16 protein-coding genes are annotated in these 17,969 nt (G+C 74.0%); all 16 read left to right on the top strand.

Annotation, left to right across the window (positions count from 1 at the left end):
- The first annotated feature begins 3 nt into the window (after positions 1-3).
- The 16 genes from rsmH (at position 4) to EEW87_RS05475 (ending at position 17,944) form a co-directional block, all read left to right on the top strand.
- Positions 4-996, top strand: coding sequence for a 16S rRNA (cytosine(1402)-N(4))-methyltransferase RsmH (gene rsmH / locus EEW87_RS05550; RefSeq protein WP_123093409.1), 993 nt, complete (start codon positions 4-6; stop codon positions 994-996).
- Complete coding sequence (gene ftsL, locus EEW87_RS05545) at positions 993-1,472, top strand: cell division protein FtsL (RefSeq protein WP_123093408.1); 480 nt, start codon at positions 993-995, stop codon at positions 1,470-1,472. The genes rsmH and ftsL overlap by 4 nt, the downstream gene beginning before the upstream one ends.
- Positions 1,473-1,514: 42 nt before the next feature.
- Entirely contained in the window at positions 1,515-3,923 is a 2,409-nt protein-coding gene (locus tag EEW87_RS05540; RefSeq protein WP_240341657.1) for a peptidoglycan D,D-transpeptidase FtsI family protein, read from the top strand.
- 11 nt (positions 3,924-3,934) lie between these two features.
- Entirely contained in the window at positions 3,935-5,476 is a 1,542-nt protein-coding gene (locus tag EEW87_RS05535; RefSeq protein WP_123093407.1) for a UDP-N-acetylmuramoyl-L-alanyl-D-glutamate--2,6-diaminopimelate ligase, read from the top strand.
- Positions 5,473-6,855, top strand: coding sequence for a UDP-N-acetylmuramoyl-tripeptide--D-alanyl-D-alanine ligase (locus tag EEW87_RS05530; protein ID WP_123093406.1), 1,383 nt, complete (start codon positions 5,473-5,475; stop codon positions 6,853-6,855). Before EEW87_RS05535 ends, EEW87_RS05530 begins: the two co-directional genes overlap by 4 nt.
- Complete coding sequence (mraY, locus tag EEW87_RS05525) at positions 6,852-7,931, top strand: phospho-N-acetylmuramoyl-pentapeptide-transferase (protein ID WP_123093405.1); 1,080 nt, start codon at positions 6,852-6,854, stop codon at positions 7,929-7,931. Before EEW87_RS05530 ends, mraY begins: the two co-directional genes overlap by 4 nt.
- Positions 7,928-9,400 (top strand): UDP-N-acetylmuramoyl-L-alanine--D-glutamate ligase, encoded by a 1,473-nt coding sequence (gene murD, locus EEW87_RS05520; protein WP_224766723.1) that lies wholly within the window; start codon positions 7,928-7,930, stop codon positions 9,398-9,400. The genes mraY and murD overlap by 4 nt, the downstream gene beginning before the upstream one ends.
- A 4-nt stretch (positions 9,401-9,404) precedes the next feature.
- Entirely contained in the window at positions 9,405-10,688 is a 1,284-nt protein-coding gene (gene ftsW / locus EEW87_RS05515) for a putative lipid II flippase FtsW (RefSeq protein ID WP_123093403.1), read from the top strand.
- Positions 10,685-11,812 (top strand): undecaprenyldiphospho-muramoylpentapeptide beta-N-acetylglucosaminyltransferase, encoded by a 1,128-nt coding sequence (gene murG, locus EEW87_RS05510; protein WP_123093402.1) that lies wholly within the window; start codon positions 10,685-10,687, stop codon positions 11,810-11,812. Before ftsW ends, murG begins: the two co-directional genes overlap by 4 nt.
- The gene (gene murC / locus EEW87_RS05505) at positions 11,809-13,269 is read left to right on the top strand and encodes a UDP-N-acetylmuramate--L-alanine ligase (protein WP_123093401.1); all 1,461 of its coding nucleotides are present in this window, start codon (positions 11,809-11,811) and stop codon (positions 13,267-13,269) included. Before murG ends, murC begins: the two co-directional genes overlap by 4 nt.
- Complete coding sequence (locus EEW87_RS05500) at positions 13,266-13,985, top strand: cell division protein FtsQ/DivIB (protein ID WP_123093400.1); 720 nt, start codon at positions 13,266-13,268, stop codon at positions 13,983-13,985. Before murC ends, EEW87_RS05500 begins: the two co-directional genes overlap by 4 nt.
- 216 nt (positions 13,986-14,201) lie before the next feature.
- Entirely contained in the window at positions 14,202-15,539 is a 1,338-nt protein-coding gene (ftsZ, locus tag EEW87_RS05495) for a cell division protein FtsZ (RefSeq protein WP_123093399.1), read from the top strand.
- 25 nt (positions 15,540-15,564) lie between these two features.
- Positions 15,565-16,305 carry a peptidoglycan editing factor PgeF gene (pgeF, locus tag EEW87_RS05490; protein ID WP_404811791.1) on the top strand — a complete coding sequence of 247 codons (741 nt, stop codon included), beginning with the start codon at positions 15,565-15,567 and terminating at the stop codon, positions 16,303-16,305.
- Entirely contained in the window at positions 16,302-17,012 is a 711-nt protein-coding gene (locus EEW87_RS05485) for a YggS family pyridoxal phosphate-dependent enzyme (RefSeq protein ID WP_123093398.1), read from the top strand. Before pgeF ends, EEW87_RS05485 begins: the two co-directional genes overlap by 4 nt.
- A gap of 60 nt (positions 17,013-17,072) precedes the next feature.
- Positions 17,073-17,552 (top strand): cell division protein SepF, encoded by a 480-nt coding sequence (locus tag EEW87_RS05480; RefSeq protein WP_068275063.1) that lies wholly within the window; start codon positions 17,073-17,075, stop codon positions 17,550-17,552.
- Positions 17,553-17,668: 116 nt separating this feature from the next.
- The gene (locus tag EEW87_RS05475; RefSeq protein WP_068275066.1) at positions 17,669-17,944 is read left to right on the top strand and encodes a YggT family protein; all 276 of its coding nucleotides are present in this window, start codon (positions 17,669-17,671) and stop codon (positions 17,942-17,944) included.
- Positions 17,945-17,969: the final 25 nt, after the last annotated feature.

Here is a 17,969-nt window from a genome sequence, read left to right as displayed (position 1 = left end):
AGCATGACGACGACGACCGGCCCCGGCGCCGCCGACCGGCACGTCCCCGTCATGCTCGAGCCGGTCCTGGACCTGCTCGGCCCCGTGCTCGTCCCCGGCGCCGTGCACGTCGACGGCACCCTCGGCATGGGCGGCCACGCCGAGGCCGTCCTCGCCCGTCACCCCGGGGTGCGCCTCGTCGCCATCGACCGCGACCCGCTCGCCCTCGACCTCGCACGGACCCGGCTGGCCCCCTTCGCCGACCGGGTCGACTACGCCCACGCGACGAACGACGAGATCGGCGACGTCCTCGACGACCTCGGCATCGAGTGCGCGCAGTCGATGTTCTTCGACCTCGGGGTGAGCAGCTTCCAGCTCGACGAGGCCGAGCGCGGCTTCGCGTACGCCCAGGACGCCCCGCTCGACATGCGGATGGACCCGGGCGCACCGACGACCGCCGCCGACGTGCTCAACACCTACGACGAGCGCGAGCTCACGCGGGTGCTCCAGGAGTACGGCGAGGAGCGCTTCGCCCGCCGGATCGCCCGGTCCGTCGTGCGCGAGCGCGAGGTCGCCCCCTTCGAGACCTCCGCCCGGCTCGTCGAGGTGCTCCGGGCGAGCATCCCGGCCGCCTCGCAGCGCACCGGGGGCCACCCGGCGAAGCGGACCTTCCAGGCCCTGCGCATCGAGGTCAACGCCGAGCTCACCGTCTGGGAGCGCGCGCTGCCCGAGGCGCTGCGCCGGCTCTGCGTCGGCGGACGGCTCGCCGTGCTGTCCTTCCACTCCCTCGAGGACCGCATCACCAAGCGCGCCCTCGCCGCCGGCGCGACCTCGACGACCCCGCCCGGGCTGCCGGTCGAGCTGCCCGAGCACGCCCCCGAGCTGCGCCTGCTCACCCGTGGCGCGGCGACCCCCGACGCGGCCGAGCTCGCCGCGAACCCCCGATCCGCCTCGGTCCGCCTCCGCGCGGCCGAGCGCACCCGACCCGTCCGCGCCCCCGAGAGGACCTCCCGATGAGCCAGCTGCAGACCGCGACCACCGTCGCCCGGCGCACCCCCGCGAAGGGGGGCCAGCAGCGCGAGCTGCGCGTGCTCACCGCCGCGGACGCGACCGGCTCGCCGCTCTTCCCGATGCTCGTCGTCGCGCTGCTCGTCGCCGGTCTGGCCGCCGTCCTCGCCCTCAACGCGAAGATGGCGCAGGACTCCTTCGAGGTCGGGCGCCTCGAGGCGCGCTCCGCCGAGCTCTCCGACACCCAGGAGGCCCTCGTGCACGCCGTCGACGCGCGCTCGGCACCGCAGAACCTCGCGACGAAGGCCCGCGAGCTCGGCATGGTCCCCGCCGACACCGCGGCCTTCGTCGACCTCGAGCGCGGGCGGGTCCTCGGCGTGGCGAAGGCGGCGAAGAAGCCCGAGGGATTTAGCGTGGACGCAGCGGCGCGGGCGACGCCCCGGGCGAGCACGACGAGCGCGCCGGCCTCGGGCGACCAGGACTGACGCCCGACGAGACCGACCGCACCCGACCAGGCAGGAGACGACGTGACGCAGCGCCGCACCCCCGCCTCGAGCACCCGCACGGCGAAGGGGTCGACCTCCGCCTCCTCGAGCACCTCGACCCGGTCGACGGCGAGCTCGTCGTCCGCCGCCCGGCGGGCCGCGGCGAAGAAGGCCGCGGCGTCCCGGACGGGCACGACGAAGCCCACCACCACGAGGGCCACCACCAGGGCCACGACGACGAGGGCAGGATCCTCCACCCCGTCGTCGAGGACCTCTTCGCCGAGGACCTCCTCCACCACGGCGCCCACGTCGAAGGCCTCCTCGGCGAGGGCGTCCTCGTCGAAGACCTCCTCGAAGGCCTCCTCGGCGCGGACCTCGTCGAGCGCCCGCACCCGCGCGACGGCAGCACCGTCCTCTGCCCGCCGCCCGGCCGCACGGACCGGCGCGAGCACGGGCTCCTCCACGCGCGGCGCCCGCACGAGCGCCGCCGGCGCGACCCGGCGCAGCACGACCGGACCGGGCGCGTCGCGCACCGGCACCCGGACCACCCGTCCGACGAGCTCGCGCCGCGGCGGCGGGTCGGCGCCCCCGCGCGGCCCGCGTCGTCGTGGTGGTGGCGGTGGAGGAGACGTGCCCCCGGCCGGCAACCCGCGGATGCGGATGCGCGGGCTCATGGTCGCCAGCCTCTTCGTCCTCAGCCTCTTCGCCGCCCAGCTCATGCGCATCCAGGGCTTCGACTCGGCCGAGGTCGCGGCCGACGCCCTCGCCCAGCGCACGACGACCGAGTCGATCCCCGCGCGCCGGGGCACGATCACCGACGCCCACGGCACGGTGCTCGCCAGCTCGGCCGAGCGGCGCATCGTCGTCGTCGACCAGACCGCGGTCCCCGCCTACGAGAAGGAGGTCGGCGGCACGCGCACCGAGGCCGGTGTCGCCGGCGCCGCCGAGGACCTCGCGCCGCTCCTGCGCCAGGACGAGGACGACCTCGTCGAGGCGATGACCGGCGAGCGTCGCTACGTCATCCTCGCCAAGAACCTCTCGCCGCTCACGTGGCGCAAGATCAGCGCCCTGGGCATCCCCGGCGTGTACAGCGAGCGCTCCTCGCAGCGCACCTACCCGCAGTCGACGACCGTCGCCAGCCTCGTCGGCTTCGTCCAGCCCCAGGACCAGACGGCCGGCGGCGGGCTCGAGCTCATGCTCGACGACACGCTCAAGGGCACGCCCGGCACCGCGACCTACGAGGTCGCGATGGACGGCAGCCGGCTGCCCAACGCCGGGTCCGACGTCAGCTCGGCCAAGCCGGGCAAGGACGTGCGCCTGACGATCGACAACGACGTGCAGTGGTACGCGCAGAACGCCCTGGCCGCGAAGGTCGAGGAGACCGACGCGCTCTCGGGGACCGTCGTCGTCCAGCGGGTCGACACGGGCGAGCTCGTCGCGCTCGCCTCGTACCCGACCTTCGACCCGAACGACATCGGCGACGGCAAGGGCGTCTTCGCCAACCTCGCCTTCAGCGACGCCTTCGAGCCCGGCTCGACGGCCAAGATCATGACGGTGGCCGCCGGTCTCGAGGAGGGCACGATCACGCCGTCGAGCCCGATGGTCCTGCCCGACCACCTCCAGCGCTACGACGCCACCCTGCGCGACAGCCACCCGCACCCCGTCGAGTACCGCACCGTCGGCGGCGCGCTCGCCGAGTCGAGCAACGTCGGCATGATGCTCATCGGCGAGACGATGAAGCCCAAGACGCTCGAGGAGTACTTCCGCAAGTTCGGGCTCGGCAGCAAGACCGGCTCGGGCTTCCCGGGCGAGTCCGAGGGGATCATGCCGCCGTCGGAGAAGTGGGACGGCGTCCAGCGCTACACCGTCACCTACGGCCAGGGCCTGTCGACGACGGCCGTGCAGGTCGCCGGCGTCTTCCAGACCATCGCCAACAAGGGTGTGCGCGTCGCCCCGAGCCTCGTCGCCGAGACCTCCGACGGCGAGGGCGGATGGACCCCGGCACCGGCCGCGAAGCGCGAGCGCGTCGTCTCGCAGAGCACCGCGACCTCGGTGAGCCGGATGCTCGAGGGCGTCGTCAGCGAGGAGGGCACCGCCCCCAAGGCCAAGATCGACGGCTACCGCGTCGCCGGCAAGACGGGCACCGCCGACCGCTACGACGACAAGACCGGCGGCTACTCGGGCAAGACGGCGAGCTTCATCGGCTACGCCCCCGCCCAGGACCCCCAGCTCGTCGTCGCCGTCATCCTCCAGCGCCCCGTCAAGGGCTACTTCGGCGGCCAGGTCGCCGCGCCGGTCTTCAAGGACGTCATGACCCACGCCCTGCAGACCCAGGAGGTCCCGCCGGCCGCGGACGACAAGGTCAAGCCCATCTCGACCCGGCTGAAGAAGGCCCCCGCAGAGGGCACGCCCGGTCTGCTGAAGGACCGGGGCAACCCGGGGGACAGGTAGGCTCGCTCGTCGTGCCATCGCCCCGCCCGCAGACCATCGACCCGGTCGCGCTCCAGGCGGTGTCGGAGGCTGCAGGACGCAGCAGCGACATCGTCGGGGACGCCGACCTCACCGTCACCGGTGTCACCCTGAGCACCTTCTCGGTCCGCCGGGGTGACCTCTACGCGGCCCTGCCGGGGGCCAACGCCCACGGCGCCTCGTACGCCGCCGCCGCCGTCCGTGAGGGTGCCCGTGCCCTGCTCACCGACGGGCGTGGCCTCGAGCTGGCCCGCGAGGCCGGCGTCGACGTGCCCGCCGTCGTCGTCGTCGACCCGCGCTCCGTCCTCGGCCGCGTCGCGGCCGCCGTCTACGGCACCGGGACGCCGGGCGGCCCGGGCGTGCGCTCCTTCGGCATCACCGGGACGAACGGCAAGACGACGACCGCCTACCTCCTCGCCGCCGCTCTCGAGGCCCTGGGGCGCGGCACCGGTCTCATCGGCACCGTCGAGACGCGGATCGGCCAGGAGCGAGTCCCGAGCGCACGCACGACGCCCGAGAGCCCCGACCTGCACGCCCTGCTCGCGGTGATGCGCGAGCGCGGCGTCGACGACTGCGTCATGGAGGTGAGCAGCCACGCCCTCGTCCTCCACCGTGTCGACGAGGTCGTCTACGACGTCGCGCTCTTCACCAACCTCTCGCAGGACCACCTCGACTTCCACGACGGCATGGAGGACTACTTCGCCGCCAAGGCGAGCCTCTTCACCCCCGAGCGCTCCCGCGCGGGCGTCGTCTGCGTCGACGATGCGTGGGGCCGCCGCCTCGCCGCGCAGGCCGGCGTGCCCGTGCGCACCGTCTCCTCCGACCCCGCCGTCCCCGCGGACCTCGTCATCACCTCGGTCGACGGCCCCGCCTTCGTCCTCGAGGGCGACGGGGTGAGCCTGGCCCTGCGCAGCCCGCTGCCGGGCGGCTTCAACCGCACGAACACCGCCGTCGCGGCGGCCGCCCTGCTCGTCGCCGGCCACGCCCCTGCCGAGGTGGCCCGCGCCGTGGGCGCCGAGCCGCGCGTGCCGGGCCGCATGGAGGTCGTCGCGGCCCCCGAGGGTGCCGACGCCGCGCTCCTGCCCCGCGTCGTCGTCGACTTCGCGCACACCCCCGACGCCGTGGCCGCCGCGCTGGCCGCCCTGCGCGAGGGCACCACGGGCCGGCTCGTCGCCGTCCTCGGCGCCGGCGGGTCCCGAGACCCCGGCAAGCGACCCGGCATGGGCCGCGCCGCGGCCGACCACGCCGACCTCGTCGTCGTCACCGACGACAACCCCCGCTCCGAGGACCCCGCGGCGATCCGCGAGGCCGTCGCCTCGGGCGCCCGCCAGGGCGGTGCCGAGCTCGACGTCGTCGCCGACCGCCGGGCCGCCGTCGAGCACGCCGTGCGCGCCGCCGGGCCCGGGGGAGTCGTCGCGCTCCTCGGCAAGGGGCACGAGAGCGGGCAGGAGGTCGAAGGGGTGGTCACCCCCTTCGACGACCGCGTCGTCGCCCTCGAGGCGCTCACCGCCCTCGCCACGGAGGTGGCCAGATGATCGCCCTCACCCTCGCCGAGCTCGCCCAGGTCACCGGGGGCACCGTCCACGGCGACCCCGCCGTCGTCGTCGACGGCCCGGTCGTCACCGACGCCCGTGAGGCCGCCGCCGGCAGCCTCTACGTCGCCCGCGTCGGCGAGCACGCCGACGGGCATGCCTACGTGCCCCAGGCCGCCGAGCGCGGCGCGAGCGCCGCCCTGACCACCCGACCCGTCGACGGGCTGCCGTGCGTCGTCGTCGAGGACACCCAGGCCGCCTTCGTCGCCCTGAGCCGGGCCCTGATCGACCGCCTGCCGCAGCTGCACGTCGTCGGGATCACCGGGTCCTCGGGCAAGACGAGCACGAAGGACCTCCTCGGAGCGGTCCTGGCCGCCGACGGCGAGACCGTCGCGCCGCAGGGCTCGTACAACTCCGAGGTCGGCGTCCCGCTCACGGTCTGCCGGGTCACCGAGCGCACCCGCCACCTCGTCGTCGAGATGGGCGCCCGCGGCGCCGGGCACATCGCCTACCTCACGACGATCGCGCCGCCCCAGGTCGGCGTCGTGCTCAACGTCGGGCACGCCCACGTCGGCGAGTTCGGCTCCGTCGACCACGTCGCCGTCGCGAAGTCCGAGCTCGTCGCCGCGCTGCCCGCGGACGGCGTCGCCGTCCTCAACGCCGACGACCACCGCGTCCGCGCCATGGCGGAGGTCACCTCCGCCCGCGTCGTCCTCGTCGGCGAGGCGCAGGACGCCGAGGTCCGCGCCACCGACGTCGTCCTCGACGAGGCCGGCCGTCCGCGCTTCACCGTCACCGCCCCCTTCGGCACCGCCCAGGTCGCGCTCCCGCTCGTCGGGCGTCACCACGTCGGCAACGCCCTGGCGGTCGTCGCCGCCGCGCATGCGTGCGGTCTGGCCCTCGACGACGTCGTCGTCGCGCTCGCGCAGGCCCGCCCGGCGAGCCGCTGGCGGATGGAGGTCACCGAGCGCCCCGACGGGGTGCGGGTGGTCAACGACGCCTACAACGCCAACCCCGACTCGATGGAGGCCGCCCTGCGCGCGCTCGCCGCGATGTCCTGCCGCGGCCGCCGGGTCGCGGTGCTCGGCTCGATGCTCGAGCTCGGCGAGGAGTCGCCCGCGCTCCACCGCGGCGTCGGCGAGCTCGCCGGCGCGCTCGGGGTCGACCTCGTGCTCGCCGTCGGCGACCTCGCCCGCGACATCGCGGACGGTGCCCGCGACAGCGGCGTCGCCACGGTCGAGACCGTGGCCGACGTCGACGCCGCACAGACCGAGCTGCACGAGCGACTCGCCCCCGGCGACGTCGTGCTGCTCAAGTCCAGCCGTGACGCCGGGCTACGGTGGCTCGGAGATCGGCTCAGCCACAGAGAGGACGCGCAGTGAAGGCGGTGCTCATCGCGGCAGTGGTCTCGCTCGTCGTGGCCCTGCTCGGGACGCCCATGCTCATCAAGGTGCTCGTGCGCCAGGGGTACGGCCAGTTCATCCGTGACGACGGCCCCACCTCGCACCACACGAAGCGCGGGACGCCGACGATGGGCGGGGCGGTGATCATCCTCGCCGCGGTGCTGGCCTACGCCGTCGCGCACCTCGCGACGTGGTCGCTGCCGACGGCCAGCGGGCTGCTCGTGCTCTTCCTCATGGGTGGCATGGGGCTCGTCGGCTTCGCCGACGACTACATCAAGATCAGCAAGCAGCGCAGCCTCGGGCTGCGCTCGCACGAGAAGCTCATCGGGCAGACCCTCGTCGGCGTGATCTTCGCGATCCTCGCCCTGCAGTTCCCCAACGACTCCCTGCGCACGCCGGCCTCGACCCACATCTCCTTCGTGCGCGACACCCCGCTCGACCTCGCCTTCGCCGGACCGATGGTCGGCATCGTCCTCTTCGTCCTGTGGGCCAACCTCATGATCGCCGGGACGAGCAACGGCGTGAACCTCACCGACGGCCTCGACGGCCTGGCGACCGGGGCCTCGGTCATGGTCTTCGCCGCGTACGTGCTCATCTCCATCTGGCAGTTCAACCAGAACTGCCAGATCGAGCCCGGCCTCAAGTGCTACGACGTGCGCGACCCGCTCGACCTCGCGGTGGTCGCCGCGGCGGGCATGGGCGCCTGCTTCGGCTTCTTGTGGTGGAACGGCTCGCCGGCGAAGATCTTCATGGGCGACACGGGCTCGCTCGCGCTCGGCGGCGCGCTGGCCGGGCTGGCGATCACGACCCGCACCGAGCTCCTCATCGTCATCCTCGGCGGGCTCTTCGTGACGATCACCCTGTCGGTGATCATCCAGGTCGCCTCCTTCAAGTCCACCGGCAAGCGCGTCTTCCGGATGGCACCGCTGCAGCACCACTTCGAGCTGCTCGGCTGGCAGGAGGTGACGATCGTCATCCGCTTCTGGATCATCGCGGGGCTCTTCGTCGCCCTCGGCCTGGCGATCTTCTACGCCGAGTGGGTCGTCGGCGCGTGAGGGACCTCAGCACGCTGACGCACCGCGACGCGGACTGGTCGGGCCTGCGGGTCGTCGTCACCGGCCTCGGGGTCTCCGGCTTCGCCGCCGCCGACGCCCTGCTCGAGCGGGGCGCGCAGGTGAGCGTCGTCGACGGCACCGCCCCCGCGGAGGGCTCGCCGATGGCGCAGCGCTCGACGATCCTCGAGGTGCTCGGCGCCCGGATGCTCCTCGGCGACGCGGCCCCGGCGGGCCTGCTGGACGACGGGGTCGACCTCGTCGTCACCTCGCCCGGGTGGCCGCCGACCCAGCCCCTGCTCGCCGACGCCGCCGCCCGCGGCATCACCGTGTGGGGCGAGGTCGAGCTCGCCTGGCGGATGCGCCCCGAGCACGGGGGCGCGCCGTGGATCACACTCACCGGCACCAACGGCAAGACGACGACGGTGCAGATGCTCACCTCGATCCTCACCGCGGCCGGGCTGCGCGCGTGCAGCGCGGGCAACGTCGGCACCCCGATCCTCGAGGCGGTCCTGCACCCCGACCCCTACGAGGTCATCGCCGTCGAGCTGTCGAGCTATCAGCTGCACTGGCAGGACTCGGTGCGCCCGCTCGCCTCCGCCTGCCTCAACATCGCCCCCGACCACCTCGACTGGCACGGCGGGTACGACGCCTACCTCGCGGCGAAGGGCAAGGTCTACGAGGGCACCGAGGTGGCCTGCGTCTACAACGAGGACGACCCGACGACCCGACGCCTCGTCGAGGCCGCCGACGTCGTCGAGGGCTGCCGGGCCGTCGGCTTCACCCGCTCCAGCCCGGGGCTGTCCATGCTCGGTCGCGTCGAGGACCTCCTCGTCGACCGCGCCTTCGTGCCCGACCGCGGCCGTCAGGCCGCCGAGCTCGCGAGCCTGGCCGACCTCGGCGACGAGGGCGACGGGGTCCCTGACCACGTCGTCGCCAACGCCCTGGCCGCCGCCGCGCTCGCCCGCGCCTGCGGCGTCCCGCCCTCGGCCGTGCGCGACGGGCTGCGCGCCTGGCGTCCTGAGCCCCACCGCATCGCCCACGTGCTCACGGTCGACGAGGTCCGGTGGGTCGACGACAGCAAGGCGACCAACCCGCACGCTGCCGCCGCGTCGCTCTCGGCCTACGAGCACGTCGTGTGGATCGCCGGCGGGCTGCTCAAGGGCGCCGAGGTCGACGACCTCGTCGCCGCGAACGCGCACCGTCTGCGCGCCGTCGTCCTCATCGGACGCGACCGCGACCAGATCGCCGCGGCGATCGCGCGACACGCACCCGATGTCCCCGTCCTCGACATCGCCGCCACCGACACTGAGGCGATGGATCTCGTCGTGGGTCAGGCCGCGGCCGTTGCTCAGCCGGGCGACGTCGTGCTGCTCGCCCCCGCGGCGGCCTCCATGGACATGTTCGAGAGCTACGTGGCCCGCGGCGAGGCCTTCGCCACGGCCGTGCGGCGCCACCACGAGCAGGGATGAGCCGATGAGCAGCAACGCGACGAGCGGGGGGCGCCCGGTCGGTCGCACCACCCGTCTGCCCCGGGGCAGGGCCGGGTCCTGGACCCGCCTCGTCGACTCCCCGCTGACGACCTACTACGGGCTGCTCGGCATCGTCGGCATCCTCGTCACAGTCGGGCTCGTCATGGTCCTGTCGGCCTCGATGATCGTCTCGCTCAAGCAGAACGACTCGTCGCTGACGATCTTCTTGAAGCAGCTCGTCTTCGCGGTCCTCGGTCTCGCGGCGATGTGGTTCGCCGCGACCCGGTCCATCGCCTTCTGGCGGCGCAGCGCGATGCTCCTGCTCGCCGGCGGCGTCGGGCTGCTCGCCCTCGTGCCCCTCGTCGGCTACGGCTTCCAGGGCAACAAGAACTGGATCGGCGTCGGGCCCGTGAGCATCCAGCCCAGCGAGATCGCCAAGATCGGGCTCGTCCTCGGCGGTGCGCTCGTCCTCGAGCGCAAACGCGCGGCCCTGGGCGACATCCGCCAGGCCGTCGTCCCCTTCGTCGCGCCCATCGGGCTGGGCATCCTCACCCTCGTGATGATCGGCCACGACCTCGGCACGGCGATGGTCATCGCCGCGATCGTCGTCGGCATGCTCTTCGCCGCGGGCGTGCGGATGCGGTGGTTCGGCCTGGCGCTCGGGGTTCTCGGCGTCCTCGTCGCGATCATGGCCTCGGTGAGCAGCAACCGCATGGAGCGGATCGCGATCTGGCTCGACCCGGCACGCTGCGCGCCCGGCACCGACCTCTACTACGCCATCTGCCGGCAGCCGATGCACGGGCGCTACGCCCTCGCCGACGGCGGCTGGTGGGGCGTCGGCCTCGGCGGGAGCCGCGAGAAGTGGGGCTGGCTCTCCGAGCCGTACAACGACTTCATCTTCGCGATCATCGGCGAGGAGCTCGGCCTCTTCGGCAGCCTCGGGGTCATCGCCCTCTTCGCCGGGCTCGCGGTCGTCGGGATGCGCCTCGTGAGCTCGACCGAGGACTTCTTCGTCCGGGTCGCCACGGCCGGCATCTGCACGTGGGTCCTCGTGCAGGCGATGATCAACATCGGCTCGGTCATCGGCATGCTCCCGGTCATCGGGGTGCCGCTGCCCTTCGTCTCCTCCGGCGGCTCTTCGCTCGTGACGACGATGCTCGCCGTCGGCATCCTGCTCTCCTTCGCCCGCGCCGAGCCGACGTGCGCGGCGGCCCTGGCCTCGCGCCCCTCCCGCCTGCACACCCTCATCCCCGCCCGCCTCACCCGACGGAGCAGCAGCGCATCATGAGCACCACCCCCACCAGCCCACGCAGCGTCCTGCTCGCCGGAGGGGGGACGGCCGGGCACGTCTCGCCGCTGCTCGCCCTCGCCGACTGCCTGCGGCGGCGCGACCCCGAGGTCGCGATCCTCGCGGTGGGCACCGAGCAGGGCCTGGAGTCACGGCTCGTGCCCGCGCGTGGGTACGAGCTCGCGACGATCCCCAAGGTGCCGCTGCCGCGTCGCCCCTCCGGTGACCTGCTGCGCCTGCCCGGCGCGCTGCGCCGCGCGGTCGCCCGCGCGGGCGAGCTCGTCGAGTCCAGCGGCGCCGAGGTCGTCGTCGGCTTCGGCGGCTACGTCTCGACCCCCGTCTACCTCGCCGCCCGGCGTCGCAGCGTCCCGGTCGTCGTGCACGAGCAGAACGCCCGGGCCGGTCTGGCCAACCGGGTCGGCGCCCGGATGACGCGCCACGTCGGCATCACCTTCCCCCAGACCGAGCTCGCGCACGCCACCGTCACCGGCATGCCCCTGCGCCGTGAGATCGCCGACCTCGACCGGGCCGCCCGCCGGGCCGAGGGCCGTGCGCACCTCGGCCTGCACCCCGACCTGCCCACCGTGCTCGTCACCGGCGGGTCGCTCGGGGCCAAGCGGCTCAACGACGCCTTTGCCGCGAGCGTGGCCGACCTCGGCGCCGCCGGCGTGCAGGTCCTGCACGTCACCGGGCGGGACAAGGACTTCGAGCCCGTCGGAGCGGTGCCCGGCGTCCCGTACGTCGTCGTGCCCTACCTCGACCGGATGGACCTCGCCTACGCCGCCGCCGACGTCGCCGCGTGCCGCTCCGGGGCCAACACCGTGTGCGAGCTGACGGCCGTCGGGCTGCCCGGTCTCTACGTGCCCCTGCCCATCGGCAACGGCGAGCAGCGGCTCAACGCCACGGGCGTCGTCGCCGCGGGCGGCGGCACCCTCACCGAGGACTCCGAGGTCACCCCGGCGTGGGTGCGTGACGTCGTCGTGCCCCTGCTCGGCGACCGCGAGCGGGTCGCGACCATGTCGCTCGCCGCCTCCGCCGTGGGCGAGCGCGACGGCGACGAGCTGCTCGCCGACCTCGTCGGCCGGGCCCTCGTGGCCGCGCGCGGGGCGGGGGAAGGCGCATGAGCGTGCGCGACCGCCTGCCCTTCCGTCTCGACGTCGACGCTCCGGTCCCGCCCCTGGCCGAGCTCGGCCGGGTGCACGTCCTGGCCGTCGGTGGCGCGGGCATGTCCGCCGTCGCCCGTCTGCTCCTCGACGCCGGCGCCCGCGTGAGCGGCAGCGACGCCAAGGACGGCCCCGTCCTGGACGAGCTGCGCCGTCGCGGCGCGCAGATCTGGGTCGGTCACGACCCGGCCCACGTCGACGGCGTCGACACCGTCGTCGTCTCCTCGGCGATCCGTGACAGCAACCCCGAGCTCGTCGCCGCCCGCGAGGCCGGCACACGCGTGCTGCACCGCAGCCAGGCCCTCGCGGCCGCGATGGGAGAGCAGCGGCGGGTCGCGGTCGCCGGGGCGAACGGCAAGACGACGACGTCGTCGATGCTCACCTCGGCCCTGCTGCACCTGGGCGCCCGGCCCTCCTTCGCCCTCGGCGGCGAGCTCGCGAGCCAGGGCACGAACGCCGCCCTCGGCGAGGGGCCCGACTTCGTGGCCGAGGCCGACGAGTCCGACGGCTCCTTCCTCGTCTACCACCCCGACGTCGCGGTCGTGACGAACGTGCAGGCCGACCACCTCGACTTCTACGGCGACCTCGCCACGGTCGAGCAGGCCTACGCCGAGTTCGCCCGGACCGTGCGCCCCGGCGGCCTCGTCGTCGCCTGCGCCGACGACCCGGGCTCGGCCCGGCTCGCCGACGCGGTCGGCGACGCCGGCGGTGCGCACCCCGACCGCGGGCAGACGACGCGTGTCGTCACCTACGGCTTCTCGCCCGACGCCGACGTCCGGCTCGCCGACCCGGTGCTCGAGGGTCACGGCGCGCGGGCCCAGGTCGCGCTCGAGGGCGTCGTGCACGACCTCGTGCTGCGCGTCCCCGGGCGGCACAACCTGCTCAACGCCGCGGCAGCCCTCGCCGCGGCCGTGCTCGGCTGCGGGCACGACGCCCGCGCGGTGCTCGCCGGTCTCGCGGACTTCGCCGGCACCCGCCGCCGCTTCGAGGTGCGCGGCGAGGTCGACGGCATCACCGTCGTCGACGACTACGCGCACAACCCCGGCAAGGTGAGCGCCGTCGTCGCCACCGCCTCCGAGATCGCCCGGCCGGGCCGCCTGCTCGTCATCTTCCAGCCGCACCTGTACTCGCGCACCGCCGACTTCGCCACGGACTTCGCGGCCGGGCTCGCCCCGGCCGACGACGTCGTCCTGCTGCCGATCTACGGGGCGCGGGAGGACCCGGTGTTCGGGGTGACCTCCGAGGTCGTCGCGGAGCCGTTGCGCGCGGCCGGTCGGGTCGTCGCCGTGCTCGAGCCCGAGGCCGCCGTCGCGCACGTCGTCGCCCGGGCGCGCCCGGGCGACCTCGTCATGACGATCGGCGCGGGCGACGTCACCGCGCTCGGTGCGCCGGTCATCGAGGGCCTGCGGCAGCGATGACGAGCACCCAGCACGCGCGCTTCGAGCAGCGCCAGGCCGATCTCGCGGCCGACCGCCGCCGCCGGTGGGCCTGGGGGAGCGGGGCAGTCGCCGTCCTCGCCGCGGGGGTCTACGTCGTCGGCTTCAGCCCCCTCCTCGCCGTCCAGGACGTCGACGTCGTCGGGGCCGAGCCGGGCGACACCGCGGCCATCGGCGAGCTCGCCGCCGGCGCCCACGGCCGGCCCCTGGCCCGGGTCGACGTCGGCGCCATCGTCGACGGCGCCGAGGCCCGGCCCGGGGTCGAGTCGGCGACCGTCGTGCGCGACTGGCCGCGCACCCTTCGCGTCGAGGTCGTGCCCCGCATCCCTGCCCTCGCCGTGAACCGGGGTAAAGGTCAGGTAGAGGTCTACGACATCGACGGCGTCCGCATCCGTTCGACGGGGTCGGTGCCGAAGGGGGTCCCGACGATCTCCGCGGACCGGGGGGCCGAGGTGAGCGGGCACGGCGTCACGGCCGCGCTGTCGATGCTCGAGGCCCTGCCGCAGGGCGTGCGCGACCGGGTCTCGGCGGTCACCGTCGACGCCGCCGACCGGGTGAGCTTCCGCATCGGGCGCACGACCGTCGTCTGGGGCGACGAGGCGCAACCTCAGCTCAAGGTGCAGGTCATCGACGTGCTCCTCAAGGGGCGTCCGAAGGTGCTCGACGTCTCGGCCCCCGACACCCCCGTCACCCGCTGATCACGCCCGCGCGCAGGTGCGTCCGGGCCCCGTCGAGAGCACAGTCCGGCCACGATCTGCAGACCCGTCCCGACACGCGGGGGACCTGCCTTGCGACGGGCGTCCGTGACGCATAACGTCAGCGGCACACCGGTCGTGATCAAAACGTAACTCTCAAGTTGACGTCGAGATTTCGTCTCGAGAAGTCCAGCACGTCACCCATCCAGGAGAACCCCCGTGGCATCTGCCCAGAACTACCTCGCCGTCATCAAGGTCGTCGGCATCGGCGGTGGAGGTGTCAATGCCATCAACCGGATGATCGAGGTCGGCCTCAAGGGCGTCGAGTTCATCGCCATCAACACCGATGCCCAGGCCCTCCTCATGAGCGACGCCGACGTCAAGCTCGCCGTGGGTCGCGAGCTCACCCGCGGTCTCGGCGCCGGCGCCGACCCCGAGGTCGGCCGCAAGGCCGCCGAGGACCACGCCGACGAGATCGAGGAGGTCCTCAAGGGGGCCGACATGGTCTTCGTCACCGCGGGTGAGGGCGGTGGCACCGGCACCGGTGGCGCGCCCGTCGTCGCGAAGATCGCCAAGTCGCTCGGTGCCCTGACGATCGGTGTCGTCACCCGCCCCTTCACCTTCGAGGGCCGCCGCCGCGCGACCCAGGCCGAGACCGGCATCCAGTCGCTGCGCGACGAGGTCGACACCCTCATCACGATCCCCAACGACCGGCTGCTCTCGATCAGCGACCGCGCCGTGTCGATGCTCGACGCCTTCCGCAGCGCCGACCAGGTGCTCCTCTCCGGTGTCCAGGGCATCACCGACCTCATCACCACCCCGGGTCTGATCAACCTCGACTTCGCCGACGTCAAGTCCGTCATGCAGGGCGCGGGCTCGGCTCTCATGGGCATCGGCTCGGCCCGCGGCGAGGACCGCGCGGTCCAGGCGGCCGAGCTGGCCATCAGCAGCCCGCTGCTTGAGGCGAGCATCGACGGCGCGCATGGCGTGCTCCTGTCGATCCAGGGTGGCTCCGACATCGGTCTCTTCGAGATCAACGAGGCCGCCCGCCTCGTCCAGGAGGGCGCGCACCCCGACGCGAACATCATCTTCGGTGCCGTCGTCGACGACGCGCTCGGCGACGAGGTGCGGGTGACGGTCATCGCCGCCGGCTTCGACGGCGGTGCGCCGAACGCCCGGCCCGACGAGCGGGCCCTCGGCACGATCCAGGGCTCGAGCCAGCAGGGCTCGGGCCAGCAGGGGTCGAGCCAGCGCGGCGCGCAGCAGGGTGGTCAGCAGCGCCCGCAGGGCGGGCAGCCCGTCTCGCAGGGTCAGCGCCCGGCACCGGCCCAGCAGCCGGCCGCCCAGCCCCAGCAGCGCCCCCAGCCGCAGCCGGTCGGCGGCCAGGGCGGTCAGCGCGAGCAGGCCGCCCCCGCGCAGCCCGTCGCCGTGCCGGTGCAGGACGAGGCCCAGCAGGCCCCGGCCGCCCCGCAGGAGCGCCCGCAGGTGCAGCAGCCCCCACGTCAGGTGACCTTCGACGAGGGCGACGACCTCGACGTCCCCGACTTCCTCAAGTGAGGGTGCGCTGAGCACCCTGCACGACGTGAGCGAGCACCCCTTCGCCCCCCTGCCGACGCAGCACCCGCTGCGCTGGGAGAGCCGGGACGAAGGGGTGCTGCGCGCTGTCACCCATCGGCTCGGCGGGGTGAGCGAGGGTCCCTACGACGGGCTCAACCTCGGGGGCCACGTCGATGACGACCCCGCGGCGGTCGCCCGCAACCGCACGCTCGTCGAGGAGGCGGTCGGCACCCCGGTCGCCTACATGGACCAGGTGCACGGCGCCGACGTCGTCCACGTGCGCGCGGCCGGCGGGTCGCCGACGTGCGACGCGATGGTGAGCGACACCCGCGGCGTCACGCTCGCCGTGCTCGTCGCCGACTGCACCCCGGTGCTCCTGCACGACGCCCGGGCCGGGGTCGTCGGCGCGGCCCACGCGGGTCGGCCCGGCATGCTCGCCGGGGTCGTCCCCGCGACCGTGGCGGCCATGCGCGACCTCGGGGCCGAGCAGATCACCGCCACGCTCGGGCCGTCGGTGTGCGGCCGCTGCTACGAGGTGCCGGCCGCGATGCGCGAGGACGCCGCCGCCACCAGCCCGGCGTCCTACGCCATGACCTGGCAGGGCACCCCGGCGATCGACGTCGCGGCCGGTGTCGTCGAGCAGCTGGCCGCCCTCGACGTCGCCGTCGAGTGGCTCCCCGGCTGCACCCGCGAGGACCCGACCCTCTACTCCTACCGCCGTGACGGCACGACCGGCCGGCTCGCCGGGCTCGTGGGGCTGGCATGAGCGCCACCCCCGAGCGCGTCGCCGAGCTGCAGGAGCGGCTCGCCGCCGTCCACGCGCGGATCGACGCCGCGTGCGCGGCCACCGGTCGCCCGCGCGACGAGGTCCGGCTCGTCGTCGTCACGAAGTACTTCCCCCGCAGCGACCTCGACGCCCTCGTCGGGCTCGGGGTGCGCGACGTCGCGGAGTCTCGCGCCCAGGAGGCGACGGCCAAGCTCGCCGAGGGCGACGGCCCGCCGCCGGGCGTGCGCACCCACTTCGTCGGGCAGATCCAGAGCAACAAGGCCGGCGAGATCGCCCGCCTGGCCGACGTCGTGCACTCGCTGGACCGGGCGAAGGTCGTGCGTGCCCTCGCCCGGGGCGCCCAGGCCGCCGGGCGCGAGGTGACCGGCCTCGTCCAGGTCGACCTCGAGGGGTCCGACGCCGGGCGGGGCGGGGCGCAGCCGCAGGACGTGCCCGCCCTGGCCGATCTCGTCGTCGAGAGCGGGCTGCGCCTGGGCGGGGTGATGACCGTCGCCCCCCGGGGTGCGGACCCGGCGCCCGCCTTCGCCCGGCTCGCCGAGCTCGCGGCGCAGGTGCGCGCCGTGCACCCGGGTGCGGTGATGATCTCGGCGGGCATGAGCGGCGACCTCGAGCAGGCCGTGGCCCACGGGGCGACACACCTGCGTGTCGGCAGCGCAATCCTCGGAGATCGGCAGTCCCACCGGTAACTTCGGTCACGACCGGCGAGTGGAGCGGCCCCGTGAGGCTGCAGGCAAGGAAGTAGAGACATGGGACTGCGTGACGCGATGGTGTACCTCGGCCTGGCCGAGGATCAGAAGCGCTACGACGACTACGAGGACCAGTACGTCGACGAGGCGGACGAGAGCTATGACGAGGTCGAGGAGGCGCCCCGCGCCGAGGTGACCCGGCTGCGCCCCGTCGAGCGCCACGACCACGCCGCTGCCGTCCGGGAGGTGCCTGTGGGCCAGCTCAACCGCATCACGACCATCCACCCGCGCACGTACAACGACGCCCGAGCCATCGGCGAGAGCTTCCGCGACGACGTGCCGGTCATCATGAACCTCAGCGACATGGACGACTCCGACGCCAAGCGTCTCGTCGACTTCGCCGCCGGGCTCGTCTTCGGCCTCCACGGCTCGATCGAGCGCGTGACGAACAAGGTCTTCCTGCTCTCGCCGGAGCACATCGAGGTCGCCGCGGAGGGGGCCGACGAGCCTGCCGCGCGCAACCTCTTCAACCAGAGCTGACCGCGCACCGCTCGCCGTCCCGCCCGACGCCCGGCCCCTCGTCCCACGAGGAGCCGGGCGTCGCGTGTCGTACCCGGTGCGGCGAGCTCGCAGGTCGGCAGGTTTAGATAGGGCCCATGGAGCTGATCCGGGCCGTCGTCCACCTCGTGCTGTACGCCTTCTTCCTCGTGCTCATCGGGCGGCTGATCTTCGACTGGATCCAGGTCTTCGCCCGCGAGTGGCGGCCCCGCGGGATCGTGCTCGTCGTCGCCGAGGTCGTCTACTCGATCACCGACCCGCCGCTCAAGGCCATCCGCAAGGTCATCCCGCCGCTGCGTCTCGGCGGCGTCCAGCTGGACCTCGCCTTCCTCGTGCTCATCCTCGGTGTCTCGATCCTGCTGCGTATCATCTAGGGTGACTCGATGCCTGCTCGCGGGA

Origin of the sequence: Janibacter melonis, from assembly GCF_003721155.3 — a bacterium.
GTDB classification, from domain to species: domain Bacteria; phylum Actinomycetota; class Actinomycetes; order Actinomycetales; family Dermatophilaceae; genus Marihabitans; species Marihabitans melonis.
This window is presented reverse-complemented; position numbering and strand designations above follow the sequence as displayed.

Coding starts and splice junctions, on each gene's coding strand:
- rsmH (WP_123093409.1), top strand. CDS start 4: ATGACGACGACGACCGGCCCCGGCGCCGCCGACCGGCACGTCCCCGTC.
- ftsL (WP_123093408.1), top strand. CDS start 993: ATGAGCCAGCTGCAGACCGCGACCACCGTCGCCCGGCGCACCCCCGCG.
- EEW87_RS05530 (WP_123093406.1), top strand. CDS start 5,473: ATGATCGCCCTCACCCTCGCCGAGCTCGCCCAGGTCACCGGGGGCACC.
- ftsW (WP_123093403.1), top strand. CDS start 9,405: ATGAGCAGCAACGCGACGAGCGGGGGGCGCCCGGTCGGTCGCACCACC.
- murG (WP_123093402.1), top strand. CDS start 10,685: ATGAGCACCACCCCCACCAGCCCACGCAGCGTCCTGCTCGCCGGAGGG.
- murC (WP_123093401.1), top strand. CDS start 11,809: ATGAGCGTGCGCGACCGCCTGCCCTTCCGTCTCGACGTCGACGCTCCG.
- EEW87_RS05500 (WP_123093400.1), top strand. CDS start 13,266: ATGACGAGCACCCAGCACGCGCGCTTCGAGCAGCGCCAGGCCGATCTC.
- EEW87_RS05485 (WP_123093398.1), top strand. CDS start 16,302: ATGAGCGCCACCCCCGAGCGCGTCGCCGAGCTGCAGGAGCGGCTCGCC.
- EEW87_RS05480 (WP_068275063.1), top strand. CDS start 17,073: ATGGGACTGCGTGACGCGATGGTGTACCTCGGCCTGGCCGAGGATCAG.
- EEW87_RS05475 (WP_068275066.1), top strand. CDS start 17,669: ATGGAGCTGATCCGGGCCGTCGTCCACCTCGTGCTGTACGCCTTCTTC.